The sequence below is a fragment of the Flaviaesturariibacter aridisoli genome (assembly GCF_004343705.1).
GTDB classification, from domain to species: domain Bacteria; phylum Bacteroidota; class Bacteroidia; order Chitinophagales; family Chitinophagaceae; genus Flavisolibacter; species Flavisolibacter aridisoli.
This window is the reverse complement of record NZ_SKFH01000001.1, coordinates 282,356-297,536: the sequence shown is the minus strand read 5'-3', so window position 1 is coordinate 297,536 and position 15,181 is coordinate 282,356. Positions and strand designations below refer to the sequence as shown.

General features: G+C 62.6%; 11 protein-coding genes. 4 read left to right on the top strand and 7 right to left on the bottom strand.

Annotated features, from left to right (window positions below):
* Nucleotides 1–52 precede the first annotated feature (52 nt).
* From E0486_RS01295 to E0486_RS01280, 4 genes are all read right to left on the bottom strand, one after another.
* Nucleotides 53–748, bottom strand: a complete 696-nt coding sequence (locus E0486_RS01295) for a LytR/AlgR family response regulator transcription factor (protein WP_131850326.1) — start codon at nt 746–748, stop codon at nt 53–55.
* Nucleotides 749–807: 59 nt separating this feature from the next.
* Nucleotides 808–3,927, bottom strand: coding sequence for a WD40/YVTN/BNR-like repeat-containing protein (locus E0486_RS01290; RefSeq protein ID WP_131850325.1), 3,120 nt, complete (start codon nt 3,925–3,927; stop codon nt 808–810).
* A gap of 480 nt (nt 3,928–4,407) precedes the next feature.
* Nucleotides 4,408–6,771, bottom strand: coding sequence for a TIM-barrel domain-containing protein (locus tag E0486_RS01285; protein ID WP_165917143.1), 2,364 nt, complete (start codon nt 6,769–6,771; stop codon nt 4,408–4,410).
* A gap of 261 nt (nt 6,772–7,032) precedes the next feature.
* Nucleotides 7,033–7,776, bottom strand: a complete 744-nt coding sequence (locus tag E0486_RS01280; RefSeq protein WP_131850323.1) for a DUF6261 family protein — start codon at nt 7,774–7,776, stop codon at nt 7,033–7,035.
* 608 nt (nt 7,777–8,384) lie between these two features.
* Between E0486_RS01280 and E0486_RS01275 the strand changes: the two genes are divergently transcribed.
* Entirely contained in the window at nt 8,385–8,987 is a 603-nt protein-coding gene (locus E0486_RS01275) for a WG repeat-containing protein (protein WP_131850322.1), read from the top strand.
* Between the two features lie 127 nt (nt 8,988–9,114).
* Here E0486_RS01275 and E0486_RS01270 read toward each other — a convergent pair whose 3' ends face one another.
* Complete coding sequence (locus tag E0486_RS01270) at nt 9,115–9,798, bottom strand: GNAT family N-acetyltransferase (RefSeq protein ID WP_131850321.1); 684 nt, start codon at nt 9,796–9,798, stop codon at nt 9,115–9,117.
* Between the two features lie 87 nt (nt 9,799–9,885).
* A complete protein-coding gene (locus E0486_RS01265; protein WP_131850320.1) occupies nt 9,886–10,728 on the bottom strand; it encodes a class I SAM-dependent methyltransferase in 843 nt (280 codons plus the stop codon).
* Nucleotides 10,729–10,917: 189 nt separating this feature from the next.
* Between E0486_RS01265 and ade the strand changes: the two genes are divergently transcribed.
* The 3 genes from ade to E0486_RS01250 all read left to right on the top strand — a co-directional run bounded on the left by ade (nt 10,918) and on the right by E0486_RS01250 (nt 13,973).
* Nucleotides 10,918–12,552, top strand: a complete 1,635-nt coding sequence (ade, locus tag E0486_RS01260) for an adenine deaminase (RefSeq protein WP_131850319.1) — start codon at nt 10,918–10,920, stop codon at nt 12,550–12,552.
* A 78-nt stretch (nt 12,553–12,630) separates the two neighbouring features.
* A complete protein-coding gene (locus tag E0486_RS01255; RefSeq protein ID WP_131850318.1) occupies nt 12,631–13,098 on the top strand; it encodes a YsnF/AvaK domain-containing protein in 468 nt (155 codons plus the stop codon).
* 23 nt (nt 13,099–13,121) lie between these two features.
* Complete coding sequence (locus E0486_RS01250) at nt 13,122–13,973, top strand: YsnF/AvaK domain-containing protein (protein ID WP_131850317.1); 852 nt, start codon at nt 13,122–13,124, stop codon at nt 13,971–13,973.
* Between the two features lie 68 nt (nt 13,974–14,041).
* On the opposite strand, the gene E0486_RS01245 is transcribed toward E0486_RS01250, so the two are convergent.
* On the bottom strand, nt 14,042–15,133 hold the full coding sequence (locus tag E0486_RS01245; RefSeq protein WP_131850316.1) for an anhydro-N-acetylmuramic acid kinase: 1,092 nt from the start codon (nt 15,131–15,133) through the stop codon (nt 14,042–14,044).
* Nucleotides 15,134–15,181 lie beyond the last annotated feature (48 nt).

Here is a 15,181-nt window from a genome sequence, read left to right as displayed (position 1 = left end):
TTAGCTAAGTGTAATCTTTTATTCGGCGAACCGGCTTTCCGGGCGGTTGAAATCAGAGCAGGTTGAGGCGTTTGTTCAGCGCCGTGCGGTAGGTATCGGCCACGGGCACCGAAGCCTTGCCGATGGAGATGACGCCCTCCTGGATAAAGTCGATCTTGCTCAGCGACACGATATAGCTGCGGTGCACACGGATGAACTTCTGCGGCGACAGCTTTTCCTCGATGGACTTAAGCGTGGCGTGCAGCACGTGGAACTTCGCCGGTGTATGCACCTTCACGTAATCGCCCATGGCCTCGAGGTAGAGGATCTCCTCCACGTTGATGCGCTTGAGGATGCCGTTGTCTTTCACAAATACGAACTCCTGCGCTTCCACCTTTACTTCCTCTTTGTCGGAAGCGAGGGTTTCCTGCGCGCGCTCCACGGCCTGCAGGAAGCGCCCCGGCTGGATCGGCTTCACGAGGTAGTCCACCACGTTGAGCTCGAAGGCCTCTACGGCGTAATCGGTCTTGGCTGTGGTGAAGATGATCAGCGGCGACTTGTGTCCGAGGTTCTTCGTCAGCTCCAGTCCGGTCATCCCGGGCATCTCGATGTCGAGGAATATAAGGTCGATCGGTTGCTTGTTGATGATGTTGTAGGCCTCCATCGCATCTTCGCATTCCGCCACCAGGTCCAGGTCTTTCACCTGGCCTACCAACTGCTTCATGGCCATGCGGGCCATCTTGTTATCGTCTACGATAATACACTTCATAGCTAAGGATGATCGTTGATTCTTGAATCGCTTACCGCCCGAAAGTTAGGGCAAAAACCCTACCGTACCCCAATCACCGGCAATGCTTTTTCCCGGATGATTTCATTGAGGCGCTTCACATCCACGTCCTGAACGAGGCGCAGGCGGGCCAGTTCGGCATCGATCTGCACCGCCAGCTCGCGGTAAACTTCCTGCACCTGCCGGCTCGGGGCGAAGTTGCCGCTGTTGGCCACGTCGAAAAGTCCCGAGAGCTTGTCGTTGAGGCGAATGGGGTAATTGAGCACGTCCTGCCCGCTGCGGGCTTTCGTCTGGTACAGCGTTTCCTCGATTCGCTGCAGCCGCTTCTGCACCGTATCGGCCGCTTCCTTCACCTCTTTGGGTACGCTCTTCCCCTGTAGCTCCAGGAAGGCGTCGATGCGGCTCCGGAGGGCGCGGATGTCTTTCAGTGCTTTCTGCGTTTCGTTGAATTTGTCCTGCACCATTTTCAGAAATGCGAACTGCGCGGCGTAATCGGCGACGGTCGCTTTGTAATTCGGGTCGGGCAGGATCGTCGCCGGCACTTCGGCCGAATCGCGGTCCACCACGATACGCACATAGTATTGTCCCGGGGGCGCCAGGATGCCGCCGGGCACGCCGTTCCAAAGGATCATCCCCTCGATGCGTTCCGACTCGGGGTAGAGCGCGTTCCAGGCAAAGCGGTTGAAGCCGTCGGCGATGTCGATCTTACGGGCGTCTTCTGTCGCATGGCTGCTGAAGCTGCGGATCTCTTTGTGGTCTTTGTCGAGTACCACCGCGCGCACGCTGCTGCTGTCGGCCAGACCGCTGACCCAGAAGGGCACCACGATGGCACCGGGCGGATTGGCCCCGGCATTGCGCGGCGTTGTGGTAAATGAAGCGTTGCCGCTGCCTGCCAGGCGATAGGCCGGCGCCGGCGTAAACACCTGCAGGCGTTTGCGCGCCGTGGCCGGCGTCCACTGCTGCAGCGGCCCGAGGTCGTCGAGCACGTAGAAGGAGCGGCCCTGCGTGGCTACGATGAGATCGTTGTCTTTAATGGTCATATCGGTCACGGGCGTCTCCGGCAGATTCAGCTGGAAGGGGCGCCATGTTTGCCCGCCGTTGCGCGACAGGTAGAGCCCGTATTCGGTGCCGGCATAAAGCAACCCGGGCACCTTCGGGTCGGCACGGAGGCAGCGCGTGAAGTGCAAGGGCGGGATACCTGATGTAAGCAGCTTCCAGCTTTTTCCGTAATCCTCGGTCTTGTAGATATACGGGGTGAAGTCATCAAGCTTGTAGCGTGTGCCCACGAAGTAGGCGGCGCCTTTCTGGAAGGGGTCCGCCTCCACGCAGTTCCATAGCATCCATTTGGGCAGTCCCGCCGGTGTGACGTTCGCCCAGGTAGCGCCGCCGTCGCGGCTCACGGAGATGACGCCGTCATCGGATCCGGTCCAGAGCAGGTCTTTCTCGTAGGGCGACTCCAGCGCGGTGAAGATGGTGCAGTAATATTCCACCGAGGTATTGTCTTTGGTGATGGGCCCGCCGCTGGGGCCCTGCTTGCTCTTGTCGTTGGTAGTGAGGTCGGGCGAAAGCTGCTTCCAGGTGGCGCCTTCGTCTTCGGTGGCGAAGAGCACGTTGGCCGCGCAATAGAGGCGCTTCGGGTTGTGGGGCGAAAAGAAGATGGGGAAGTTCCACTGGAAGCGGTACTTCTGCACGTCGGCGCCCGCGCCGATCGGGTTGTCGGGCCAGGGGCTCACGGCGCGGTTCTCGCCGGTACGATGGTCGAGGCGCGAAAGGTAGCCGCCATAGTTGCCGCCGTATACGATGTCGGGGTTGAGCGGGTCGGCCACCACGTAGCCGCTTTCGGCGCCGGCGGTGGGCTCCCAGTCGCTGTCGGTAATGCCCCCGCGCCCGCGGCCGCGGCTGCGGAGGCGAATGGTGCTGTTGTCCTGCTGCGCACCGAGGATGCGGTAGGGAAAACTGTTATCCGTAGAAACACGGTAGATCTGAGCGGTGGGCTGGTTGCGCAGCGTGCTCCAGTTCCCGCCGCCATCGAAGCTCACTTCGGCGCCGCCGTCGTCGCCCAGGATCATGCGGGCCCCGTCTTCGGGATCGATCCAAACGTCGTGGCAGTCGCCGTGGCCGACGGGGATCGACTGGAAGGTCTTGCCGCCATCGCGGCTGCGCATGAAGTTGACGTTGGGGGCATACACCGTGTTCTCGTTCTTCGGGTCCACGAACACTTTCGAGTAATACCAGGCGCGCTGGCGGATGTTGTTGTCGGAGGAAGTAAGCGTCCAGGTCTCCCCCGCGTCGTTCGACACGAAGAGGCCGCCTTTCTCGTTCTCCACGAGCGCATAGATCTTGTCGGGATTCGTGGCCGCTACCGCCACGCCCACGATGCCCCATACGCCTTTGGGCAGGCCCTTGCGGGCGCTGAGGTTGGTCCAGGTGGCGCCTCCGTCGGTGCTGCGCCAGAGGCCGCTGCCGGTGCCGCCGCTTTCCATGCTCCAGGGCGTGCGCTGAACGCGCCACATACCGGCATAGAGCACCGAGGGGTTGCCCGGCTCCATGGCGAGTTCGGCCGCGCCGGTGCTGCTGTTGACAAACAGTTGCCGCTTCCAGGTCTTGCCGCCGTCGGTGGTTTGATACACGCCGCGGGTGTCGTTCGGTCCGAACGAATGGCCGATGACGGCGGCCCAGGCGGTATTGGGATCGCGCGGGTGCACGAGGATGCGGCTGATGTGGCGCGCGTCTTTGAGCCCGCAGTTCTTCCAGGTGCGGCCGGCGTCGTCGGAGCGCCAGATGCCGTTGAGGCCTTCGCTTTCGTTGCCGCGGAGCGTGTTCTCGCCTTCGCCGGCATACAGCACGTTGTCGTCGGAAGGCGCGACGGCCACGGCGCCGATTGAGCCGCCGAAATATTTATCCGAAACGTTTTTCCAGTTGGAGCCGCCGTCGCTGGTCTTCCACACGCCGCCACCCACCGCACCGAAGTAGAAGGTATTCTTCTGCCGCGTGCTCCCCGCCACGGCTGCAACGCGGCCGCCGCGAAAGGGACCGGCCAGGCGGAATTTGAGGCGGCTGAACAGGGCCGAATCAGCATCGGGTTCGGCGGCAGCCTTTCGCTTCTGGGCAAAGACGGTCACGGAAAGAAACAACGTCAGTAAGAGTAAGGGTCGGCGCATACGGGGGAATTGTGCCCGTAAGATAATGGGAGAACGGGTTAACCGGTTAATGAGGTAACCGGTTAATAGGGTCATAGAAAGATGCTAATAGCAGCAGCTTCGTAGGAACAACGTTTCCCTGTCTGTCAAAACGCTTCCGGCATAGCCCGCATCCCGCAGGGATGCTCGCTTGGTAGCAAGCGTTGGTAACGAAACGCCATCCCTTAGGGATGCTCGCTTAACAGCCCGGGATGAAATCCCGGGTTCACGAATCCGTGCGCATTCCCCCGGCATGCCGGAGGCATGCGCGACAGGGGTTGCATGCGGCCGTCCGGCCGCGAGGTGCAGGATTCGGCGGTCAATTGCCCCATCGCCACGTCCGCGCACCCGGATCCCGCGCATGCCGCCGGCATGCATTCGAAATGAGCAGGGAGACGCCACAAAAAAATCGGCGTAAGCAGTGCTTACGCCGATCTGATCAATTGCAGCGGACGATGTTCCTTACATTTTGACCTCGATCGCCAGCGCGGCCTTCATGCCTTTGGCGCTGGTTACCAGCAGGGTGCCGAAGCGCTCGTTCCAGTAGGCGGTCGATTGCCCCCTGAGCGCGGCGCTTTCGGTGGGGCTGCCCACGAGCGGCACGGACTTGCCATTCACGAGCACACGCGCCGGGCGCGAGGACACACCGGCTACGAGCACCTGCAATTGCTTGCGGGTATACCGTTGATTGGACGGCGTCGCCTTTACGCGGATGACGCTGTCTTTGCGCACGCCTTCGCAGCGCAGCAGCGTATAGCGGCCGCTGGCCAGCGACGACTTCGACTGGCCGTCGTCGAGGTACCAGTCGAAGCGCGTGGGCGTGCTGGAAGGACAGTAATAAAGCATCGGGAGGGCGGCGCTGTCGGCGGCGGTGTTCCGGAGGCGGGCAGCCTGCTGGGTGGGCACGAGGGCGCCTTCCTTCAGGAATACGGGAATCGTGGAAAGCCCCACGGGCAGGTCGAGCCAGCGGCTGCCGGCGTAGGAGCGGCCGCCGAGGTCGAACCAGTTGCCGGCCGGCAGGTAAAGGTGGCGGCTACGGGCGCCCTTCTCGAGCACGGGGCATACGAGCAGGTTCGGCCCCCAGAAATACTGGTCCTGGATCTTGGTGGCCGTGGTATCGCCCGGGTAGTAGAAATACAGGGGCGCCATCAGGGGCTTGCCCTCTTTGGCCTGCAGGTAGGCAAGGCTGTAGTTATACGGCAAGAACAGGTAGCGGCCGCGGATGGCCTCTTTGGCCGGCGCGCGCCAGGGTGTGTCGATCAGCGCCACTTCGCTGGGATAGGAGAACGCCGCTTTGTCCACCTCGTAGAGGGCGGTACCATGCGGGCGGAAGATGGGTGTAAAAGCTGCGAACTGCAGCCAGCGCACATAGAGCTCGCCATCGCCTTCCCCACCGGCAAAGCCGCCGGCGTCGCTGTGCACGTAGGGCACGCCGCTCATCGTCATCCCCAGCAGCACGGGCAGCTGCGCGCGGAGGCCGCTCCAGTTGCGCCCCACGTCGCCCGTCCAGGGAAAGATGCCGAAGCGCTGCGAGCCGGCAAAACCGCTTCGGTTGAGCGAGAAGAGGCGCTTGGCGGGGTATTCTTTCGCATAGTATTTATACAGCATCTTCGTCCACGCATGGCCGTAAATGTTGTGCACTTCGTCGGCCTTGAACAGGCGCTTCGAATACCCGAGGTCGCGGAGGTTGTGGTACATGTTGGACGGATGCCGCTCGGGCTCGCCGAGGTCGCCCCACCAGCCTTCCACGCCGAGGGCCATCTGCTTTTTGTAAAACGACCAGAACCAGGCCTGCGCGTCGTTGCGAAAGAGGTCGAGCAGCCCGCCTTTACCGAAATAGAAGTCGGTGAGGTAGTAGGGCTTGCCCGCGCTGTCGACGGCGAGGAACGGCTTCGAAGCCGCGTAGTTCGTGGACGTTTCTACGAGGAAGGGCTCGGTGATGAGGATCGTGTTGACGCCCTTCTTTTTAAAGCCGGCGATCATACCCCTGGGGTCGGGCCACTTCTGGCGGTTCACCCAGTCGAGGTTGCCCATTGTTTGCTTGATGGAGTCGCCGAACCAAAAGAGGTCGAAGATGATGGCTTCCACGGGCACGTGCTCGGCGTCCATTTTGGCGAGGATGCCTTCCACCTGCGCCTGGCTCGTATAGCCGAAACGGCTCATCAGGTTGCCGAAGGCCCAGCGCGGCGGCAGCGGCTGCGTGCCGGTCAGCTTGTGGTAGCCGGAGAGCACACCGGCATAGTCGCCAAGGAGCACGTATACGCTCCACTCGCCCGAGGGTGCGCCCCATTCAAAGGAAGACGCCGCCTTCTTCCCGATGTCGGCATACGAGCGGGCGGGATTGTCGAAGAAGAGGCCGTAGCCGCCCGACGACGTAAAGAAGGGCACGCTGTAATTGAGGTTGTCGGCGCCCTCGCCGTAGCCGTACCAGGGGTTGTTGTTGAGGGCCAGGCGGTAGCCGCGGCGGTTGAGGGGCAGGGCGCGCTCGCCGCCGCCGTACCAGCGTTCGTCGGGCGCCAGCGCGAAGCGGAAGCCGGCCGTATCGCCCGACTGGAACAGCGCGAAGCGAACACTGTGGCCGCCGGCGCGCAGCTCGAAGGAATCGCGGCCGAGGGCCCGCAGGGCCGCTGTTTTACCCGTGGGCCTCGCAATGACGGCATCGCTGATGGGCTCGCCGTGCGGGCGGCTGCTGCGGACGGTGATCTTGTAGCTGTTATTGCCATAGGACACCGCTTCGACCGTGCCGTAGCTGCTGGAGAGCCCGGCCTGCGAAAAAACGGCGGCGGTGGAGAAGAGGGCGAATGCGAGGAGGAGTATGCGCTTCATAAGAATCGTTATCGGTTTGCAAACTACGATGAAGTCGCCCATGCATCATCAACCCGATCCGGCTCCATCCCCCACCCCACCCCTGGCCCCTCCCCGGGAGGGAGGGGATAGAGAACCCCACGCACGTAACGTTCCGAAGGGACGCAAGGCTACCCGTCGCCAATCGTTGCTCCCGAACCGCCGCCAACGCCCCTGTTTGGTCCGGTTACCACAATAAAAAAGCCCCTTTGCGAAGGGGCTTCTTATATCATTGTGCATCACTCAGGCCTGTGCGGGCTTTTCTTCCGCCCGGCCGGCGCGCTGGGCCAGCTTCGTTTTCGCCTCCGCGGTCACGGCGTTGATGCCGGCAACCAGGCCCGCATAGGGCTCGGCGCCGCCGGTGAAGTTGCAGGCGCTTTCCACCTGCTTCATCAGCGCGGTGTAGGCCTTGGCCGATTCGCGGCGCAGCGCCACCATCCGGTAGGCGGCCGGCTTCACAGTTTCGTCGTCGGTACGCGCCTCCTGGAGTTCGATGAAGCGGTTGTTGGCCCCTTCAATGGCCTGGAGCAGCGATACGAGGCCGAGGGTTTCCAGGGCGGCCAGCAGCTCGGGGCGGGCGCGGAGGTCGCGCACGAGGTTGGAGGTCAGCTTCGTCTGGCTGTCGAAGTTAGCGTTCGCCAGCCTGCTGGCCGGTCCGTAGGGCTTCAGCGCTTCCAGCAGCAGCACGGCAGCGACCACGCGGCGCTCGTCGTTGCACAGGGCGAAGCCTTCGCAGAGGTAAAAGAAAGAAGTGGAGTAGCGGTCGCGGCCGGCATCGGCGTCCTGCACGTCGTCGGAGAAGCGCGAGCCTTTGGCCAGTTGCACGAGCCCGTTCATCTCGTCGTTGATTGCGGAAAAATGCGCGAGGGCTGCCGCTACCGGGGGCGCCAGGCTGAGGCCGGTAAAGCGTTTGGCAATGCGGTCGTTGTAGTGGACGCATTCTGCGTTGTTGAGATCGCGCGGGGGGAGGCGGAGCAGTTCGTTCATGTGGTTTCCTTTTCTACCAAGTTACAGCACTCCGAAAGCAGCCGCAATAGCCCGCTCCCCTTTGTGGAAAACGCGTGCATTACCGGGATGGGCCATCCGAAGGCATTTTATAACGCATTGATCTACAGTATGGATAGCCCCGTCCATTTTCCGGGCGGGTCTATCCATACCCGGGGAAGGGCCGAAATTTTCCTGCCGAAGGCGATCCCTACCCGGGGAAGGGCCGAAAATTTTCCAGGCGAGGCTGCCCCGGACCGGGACAGGCCCGCTCCTTTTCCGGGCAGGGCTAATTCGGAGGGGGGCAAGGCCGAAAAGATTTTTGGCAGGGCGGAACGGGAGGGGGGCGGAAAGTGTGTAGTTAGGAAAGGAATGGACCTGCTATAGTTGTGTATATCAATGTATGTGAGCAGGTAATTTCAATCACCCGCTGTATGGCATCTCCAGCAGGTCAACAACCGTATTACATCAGGAACGGAATTGTTGCGTTTGGAGTAGAACGGCGATCAGCTTTCCCCATGAATCGCAGCGTCGTTCCGTTCAGGTAAATTCATAAATACTAACTTGTCTGCCGGCCACAACTCCTGGCCCCACTTCTTAAATCCCGCTGCATGCATCCCCCCGAGTTCACCCTGATCGACAGCCAGCAAGGCATCAGCCGCGTGACCCGCCTGGTGAACAACCGGGTGGAGTGGGGCCTGCTCGACAGCCAGGGCCGGGAGCTCCTGCCCACGGACTACGACTATATCGCGCAGCCGATGCGGAATGATTTGTTCGCCGTGTTTGCCGGGAACTTTACGTGGGACGAATACGACGAAGCGACCTTCGAACTGTTCCACGAGCTGATCGACGACCGCAAGTCCTGGAACGGCGACTACTACGAAGCCACGCTGGGGGAAGGCCATTGGGGCCTGGTCAATGAGCGGAACGAAGCCGTGCTTCCGATCCGCTACAACGCCCTGTATTTTTATTCCGACACGATCGTCGTCGTCAATGAAGGCGGCAGCCGGATCATAAAATGGCATTGCGGCGATGAGAAGGCGGAAAAGTGGTCGGTCGTCGGCGGGACCTGGAAAGCGCTGACACTCCAGGGAGCGACACTGGCCGAAATGAGCAGCAACGAGCAACAGTTCGATTTTCACACGCGGTTGAACAACCTGCAGCGCTGGGATCCGAAATACAAATCGCAGGTAATAAGCGCCTACTTTCAGTGATAGGACCATCCCCGATCAAATCCAACAATACATCGCCACACAGCCCGCATCCAAAGCAGCCGACCTGCACCCCGACGTTCTCACCACGCTGCTGCGGGATGCCCTGGGCGCAAAGGGTACATAGCCCCTACACTTCCCGCTCCATAAAATAGAAATGCATCGGGCGGCTCGCGCGGAAGCCGAGGCGCTCATACAACGCGATGGCGCGGTCGTTGTCGGCGCGCACGTGCAGGAAGGGTGTCGTTCCCGCGTCGCGCATCAGCACGAGCTGCAGCTGCAGGAGCGCGGCGGCGTAGCCCCTGCCGAGAAAGTCGGGATGCGTACACACGGCGCTGATCTCCGAATAACCCGTCGGGTGGAGGCGCTGCCCCGCCATCGATGCGAGGCGGCCGTCTTCAAACACCCCATAGTAGTGCCCAAACGCGATGGTGCGGCGGTCGAAAGGTCCCGGCCGCGTCAGCGCGGTCAGCGCGATCATCTCGGGCACGTGCTCCGCCCGCAGCGGCACCAACGTTATACGTGGGTCGGGTTCCGCAGCCACTCCTTCGAATACAAACTGCCGTCCCTCGAGGTAAGCGCCGAGCCGCCAGCCCGCGGGCAGCGGGATAGGCTCCGTGCGGGCGTACAATACCTTCCGGCCTGCCGGAAGGTATCGCCGTAATTCCTCAAACCCTGTTTCGTGGCCTTCGGGAAAGCCCACGAAGGGCGACACGTCGGCGTCGAAAAATGCCACGTTCCCGCGGCGCGTGCCGAGGCGGGCGTCGCCGGAAAGGAGCGCTTCGTAAACCGGGTTGTGCAGGAGCGGATGCATGCGTCAAAGATACCGGGACGGGCGGGCGCCCGGCCGCACAAAAAAAGGGGCGCAAGCCCCTTATGATGTACCGGTTCCGCACCGCTCCTACTTTTTTACGGTCACGCGCAGGAAGGTGGCCGGGATGGAGATGCTGTTCGGGTCGCCGCTCCGGTTTTGTTCGGTGAACAGCTTTTCCAGCTCCGCCTGCAGTTCGTCTTCGCGTCCCGCCTGGGCAGCGGCTGCATAGGCATTCATCGTCGGACCGTAGAAATACCGGAAGCGCTCCAGGAATTCCGACGGCGGGATGGGTGCCTCGAACGTATAGGTATCGCGCTGGAACGAGATACATTCCGGCGCGATGCCGGCGGCGGCGAAGCGCTCGGTGACGTGGCTTTCCACGCCCCAGAGCATCGGGCTCACGAAGCCCTCGGGCGGCGGCGGGGTGTAGGCCGAGGCGATGCGCAGGATCTGCGCCACCAGCGTAGTGTCGCCGGGGATCCAGTTGCCCATCACGATGCGCCCCCCGGGGCGGGCAACGCGCACGAGCTCCTTCGCCACCTCGTGCGGCTTCGGGGCGAACATGGCGCCGAAGATGCTCACCACGAGGTCGAAGCTTTCGTCGGCGATGCCTTCGAGGTGGGTCACGTCGCCGTGGCGGAACTCGATGTTGGTCAGCCCCTCGGCCTCGGCGCGCCGGCGGGCGGCCTCCACGAGGTTGCGGGCAATGTCGACGCCCAGTACGTTGGCGCCGAGGCGGGCCTCCGGCAGCGCCGTGGTGCCGTCGCCGCAGCCCACGTCGAGCACGTCCATGCCGGCACGGACGCCGATGGATTCCACGAGGCGCGTGCCGGAGGCGCGCATCGTTTCGGCGAGGCGGGTGAAATCGCCCTTCTCCCAGAGTGCCTGGTTGGGATTGACGGCGGGCTGTACGATTGCGGATTCACTCATAACGATCGGTTTTTGGGTTGAAAAATGCGTTGCAACGGGGGACCGGACCGGAGTGCTTTCGGGGAAAGGATAAAGTTAGGCCGCGGAAAGGCCTGGAGCGCTCATCCGGAGCTCACCCCAGCCCATCCCCAACCCCTTCCCGAGGGAAAGGGGCACGCTCATCTCCCTTCATTTCCCTAGCTTAGCCGCATGAGCACTCCCGTTACCATTTCCGGCCGCCTCGTGCGCATCGCCACCAAAACGATCGAGCCCAGCACGGTCGTCGTTGAAGACGGACGCATCGCTTCCGTGACGCCCTACACCGGCGCCGATGCCGACAGCCTCCCCTACCTGCTGCCCGGCTTCGTGGATGCGCACGTGCACGTAGAGAGCTCCATGCTGGTTCCGTCGGAGTTTGCGCGCCTGGCCGTCGTGCACGGCACGGTGGGCACCATCTCCGACCCGCACGAGATCGGCAACGTATGCGGCGTGGCCGGCGTGGACTACATGATCCACAACGGCAGCAAGGTGCCCTTCAAATTCTACTTCGGGGCGCCGAGCTGCGTGCCGGCCACCGGCTTCGAAACGGCCGGCGCCGTCATCGGGGTGGAAGACATAGACCACCTGCTGCAGCGCAAGGAGATCGTATACCTCACCGAGATGATGAACTTTCCCGGCGTGCTCCACGCCGACCCCGTCGTTATGCAGAAGATCGCGCTGGCCAAAAAGCACGGTAAGGTGATCGACGGCCACGCGCCCGGCCTCCGCGGCGTGGCGGCAAAGCAATACATCGACGCCGGTATTTCTACGGATCACGAATGCTTTACCAAGGAAGAAGCGCTCGACAAGCTGCACTACGGGATGAAGATCCTCATCCGCGAAGGCAGCGCCGCCCGCAACTTTGAAGCCCTCATTGAGCTGCTCCACGACCACGAGGACGCCATCATGTTCTGCTCCGACGACAAGCACCCCGACTCGCTCGTGGAAGGCCATATCAACGTGCTCTGCGCCCGCGCCGTGGCCAAAGGCATCGACGTATTCAAAGTGCTGAAGGCCGCCTGCCTCAACCCCGTGCACCACTACGGCATGAAGGTGGGCCAGCTGCAGGCCGCCGACCCCGCCGACTTCATCCTCGTGAAAGACCTCGTGCACTTTGAAGTGCTGCAAACCTGGATCGACGGGCAGCAGGTGGCCGCCAACGGCAAGACCCTCATCACCGCGCCGAAGGCCGGGCTCATCAACCAGTTCAGCTGCACACCGAAGGCGGTCAACGATTTCGCCGTGCCCTTAAAAGGCGAAACGACCATTCCCGTGATCGAGGCGCTCGACGGGCAACTCATTACCAACAAGCTGCTGCTGCCCGCCAAAGTGAGTCATGCCCATATCGTGTCGGACCCCGAAAACGACGTGCTCAAGATCGCCGTGGTGAACCGCTACAAGGAGGCGCCGGTGGCTACGGCCTTTATCAAAAACTTCGGCCTCAAGCGCGGCGCCATCGCCTCGTCGGTGGCGCACGACAGCCACAACATCGTGGCCGTAGGCGCCGACGATGAAAGCCTCGCCCGCGCCGTCAACGCGGTCATTGCCGCCGGCGGCGGCGTCAGCTGCATCGACGGCGCCGAGGAGTACGTATTGCCGCTGCCGGTAGCCGGGCTCATGAGCACCGAAGACGGCTACGTGGTGGCGGAGAAATACGCCGCCATCGACAAGGCGGCCAAGGCCCTCGGCTCCCCGCTGGGCGCGCCCTTTATGACCCTTTCGTTCATGGCGCTGCTCGTGATCCCGCACCTGAAGCTGAGCGACCTCGGCCTCTTCGACGGCGACACGTTTTCGTTCGTGCCCTAGCGACGGGCTTCGCCCTTTTTGCAAATCTTAACAAGCGCCCCATTGGGGAAGGGCACGGAATTGGCGGTCCTTCCCCGTATGGAAAACAGGAATGAGTGGCGCGCAGAGCCCGGCAACGACGGGACGGAAGAGCAACGCCCGGTGCAGGCCACCGGCGACGGCGAAGAGATCGTGATCCCCGTGATCCAGGAATTCATGACCGTGGAAAAGGAAGTGGTCGAAACCGGCCGCGTAACCGTGCGCAAGACGGTGCGCGAGGAAGAGGCCGCGCTCAACATCCCGCTCGTGTCGGAGCAATACGACGTGAAGCGGGTTGCCAAAAGTGATGTGTATCTGAAACCGCCGGTGCCGCGCCAGGAAGGCGACACCATCATCGTTCCGGTGGTGAAGGAAATACTCGTGATCGAAAAGCGCTACGAGGTGACCGAAGAAGTGCACCTCACGAAGCGCGTGAGCACCACCCCGCACGTGCAGCAGATCACCCTCCTGAAAGAGCAGGTGGACGTGATCCGCACCGATGCGGAGGGCAATAAACGACGTCTCTAGTTTTCACCCTTAAATAGTGACTTATGGCACAAACAGTGGTCGGCTTTTTCGACCAATCCAGCGAAGCGCAGACAGCGATCCGTGAGTTAATGGCCCGTGGCATCGCGCGTGACCGGATCGATCTATCCCGCGGCAGCGGCACCGGCACTACGGTCAGCTCGGAGCGTACCGAGGCGACCACCGACCGCGACGGCCGCAATACCAATGCGATCACCGACTTTTTCAATTCGCTTTTCGGAAACAGCAATAAGGAAGAAGCGTCGCGCTACAGCCGCGTAGCCGAGCGTAGCAACACCATCGTGACCGTGCATGCGGCCTCGCGCGAGGAAGCTGAATCGGCCGCGCAGATCCTCGACCGCTGCGGCGCCATCGATGTGGACGAGCGCGCCAAACAGTACGGCTTCAGCAACACCCGCAGTGAAGGCGCCGGCGATCGCCAGGCGGTGAGCGCTGAGCGCGGCACCACGATCCCGCGTGTGGAAGAACACCTCGAAGTGGGCAAGCGCGAAGTGGAGCGCGGTGGCGTGCAGGTGCGCAGCCGCATCGTGGAGAAGCCGGTGGAAGAACACATCCGCCTGCGCGAAGAACACGTCCGCGTGGAGCGCACACCAGTGGACCGCCCCCTTGCGGGTAACGAAGGCGAAGCCTTCCGCGAGCGCAACATCGAGCTCACGGAACGCTCGGAAGTACCGGTGGTGAACAAGGAAGCCCGCGTGGTGGAAGAAGTGCGCGTGCGCAAGGAAGTGACCGAGCGCGACGAGACGATCCGCGACACGGTACGCCGCACGGATATCGATGTAGACAAGACGAACGAGAGCGGCCGTAGTTCTACGGACTACGATCGCCGCAACGATACCAATAACCGCCCGCTGTAACAAGCGACGGCGCTTATGACAGAAGCCCCCGTTCCCGGGGGCTTCTTATTTTAGGTGCGATCAACGAATCAGGCTTCCTGCCCCAGCCACAGCGCGCCGCCGATGCTGTCGCGGCGTGCGCCGGTAACGGAGGCCAGCGTTGTATTCTCTTCGCGCCAGCGGAGCACGCCGAGGGCGGCCATTACCAGCGCCTCCTTATAATGTACGAGGTTGTCGTCGGCCACCACCAGCTCTACCTGGTTGTCTTCCACCCACTCGCGGAGCCGGCTGACCAGGAACGTATTGAAGCCGCCGCCACCGGTAACGAGCAGCTTGCGGTTCTGCAGGTGGGCGGGCAGGTGGTCTTCGAGGGATTCGTGGATCTGCACGGCCACGTGCTCGGTATAGGTGGCCAGTGCATCTTCGTGGGAGAGGCCGGCCGCCTCGATGAGCGGCAGCACCACGCCGGTGCCGAATTCGTTGGCCAGCGATTTGGGCGAAGGCTGCTGGTAGTAGTCGAGGGCGTTGAGCTGCGACAGCAGGGGCGCATTGACGGTGCCCATGGCGGCGAGGCGGCCGCCTTCGTCGAATTCCTTGCCGGCCTTTTGCGCCAGCGCGTTGAGCACGCGGTTGGCGGGGCAGATGTCGAAGGCCACGGGCGGGCCGTCGTGCACCGACAGGTTGGCGATTCCGCCCAGGTTGAGAAAGAGGCGGTAGTCGGTAAAGAGGAGGCTTTCGCCGAGGGGCACGATGGGGGCGCCCTGGCCGCCGTGGGCGACGTCGAGCGAGCGGAGGTCGCTCACCACGGCGAGGCCGGTGACGGCCGCAAGCGTGGCGCCGTCGCCGAGCTGGGCAGAAACGCCGCCCTGTGGGCTGTGCACCGTGGTATGCCCGTGCGAGGCCACCAGGCCCACCTGGAACTGCAGGCCCTTCTCCTCGATAAAGTGGTTGACGGCTTCACCCAGGTAGCGACCGTAAGCAGCGTGGAGCACCAGGTAGTCGCGGGCGCTGAGTTCCGCGGCGCCGCGCAGGCGGTCGGCCCAGTCTTCGGCGTAGGGCACGGTGGCCGCTGCGCGGATGTCCCAGCTCCAATGCCCGGCATTGACGTGAAATTCGGCAAACACCAGGTCCAGTCCATCCAGTGAAGAGCCGCTCATAAGGCCCAGGGCGCGGTAAATCATTGCACAAATGTAATGTGCTAATCTGCTTGTCTGCTAATGGGCTGACAG

Bases quoted from the DNA above. Each gene is read 5' to 3' on its own strand.
- E0486_RS01245 (WP_131850316.1), bottom strand. From the start codon at position 15,133: ATGATTTACCGCGCCCTGGGCCTTATGAGCGGCTCTTCACTGGATGGA.
- E0486_RS01275 (WP_131850322.1), top strand. From the start codon at position 8,385: ATGCATCCCCCCGAGTTCACCCTGATCGACAGCCAGCAAGGCATCAGC.
- ade (WP_131850319.1), top strand. From the start codon at position 10,918: ATGAGCACTCCCGTTACCATTTCCGGCCGCCTCGTGCGCATCGCCACC.
- E0486_RS01290 (WP_131850325.1), bottom strand. From the start codon at position 3,927: ATGCGCCGACCCTTACTCTTACTGACGTTGTTTCTTTCCGTGACCGTC.
- E0486_RS01270 (WP_131850321.1), bottom strand. From the start codon at position 9,798: ATGCATCCGCTCCTGCACAACCCGGTTTACGAAGCGCTCCTTTCCGGC.
- E0486_RS01255 (WP_131850318.1), top strand. From the start codon at position 12,631: ATGGAAAACAGGAATGAGTGGCGCGCAGAGCCCGGCAACGACGGGACG.
- E0486_RS01295 (WP_131850326.1), bottom strand. From the start codon at position 748: ATGAAGTGTATTATCGTAGACGATAACAAGATGGCCCGCATGGCCATG.
- E0486_RS01280 (WP_131850323.1), bottom strand. From the start codon at position 7,776: ATGAACGAACTGCTCCGCCTCCCCCCGCGCGATCTCAACAACGCAGAA.
- E0486_RS01285 (WP_165917143.1), bottom strand. From the start codon at position 6,771: ATGAAGCGCATACTCCTCCTCGCATTCGCCCTCTTCTCCACCGCCGCC.
- E0486_RS01250 (WP_131850317.1), top strand. From the start codon at position 13,122: ATGGCACAAACAGTGGTCGGCTTTTTCGACCAATCCAGCGAAGCGCAG.
- E0486_RS01265 (WP_131850320.1), bottom strand. From the start codon at position 10,728: ATGAGTGAATCCGCAATCGTACAGCCCGCCGTCAATCCCAACCAGGCA.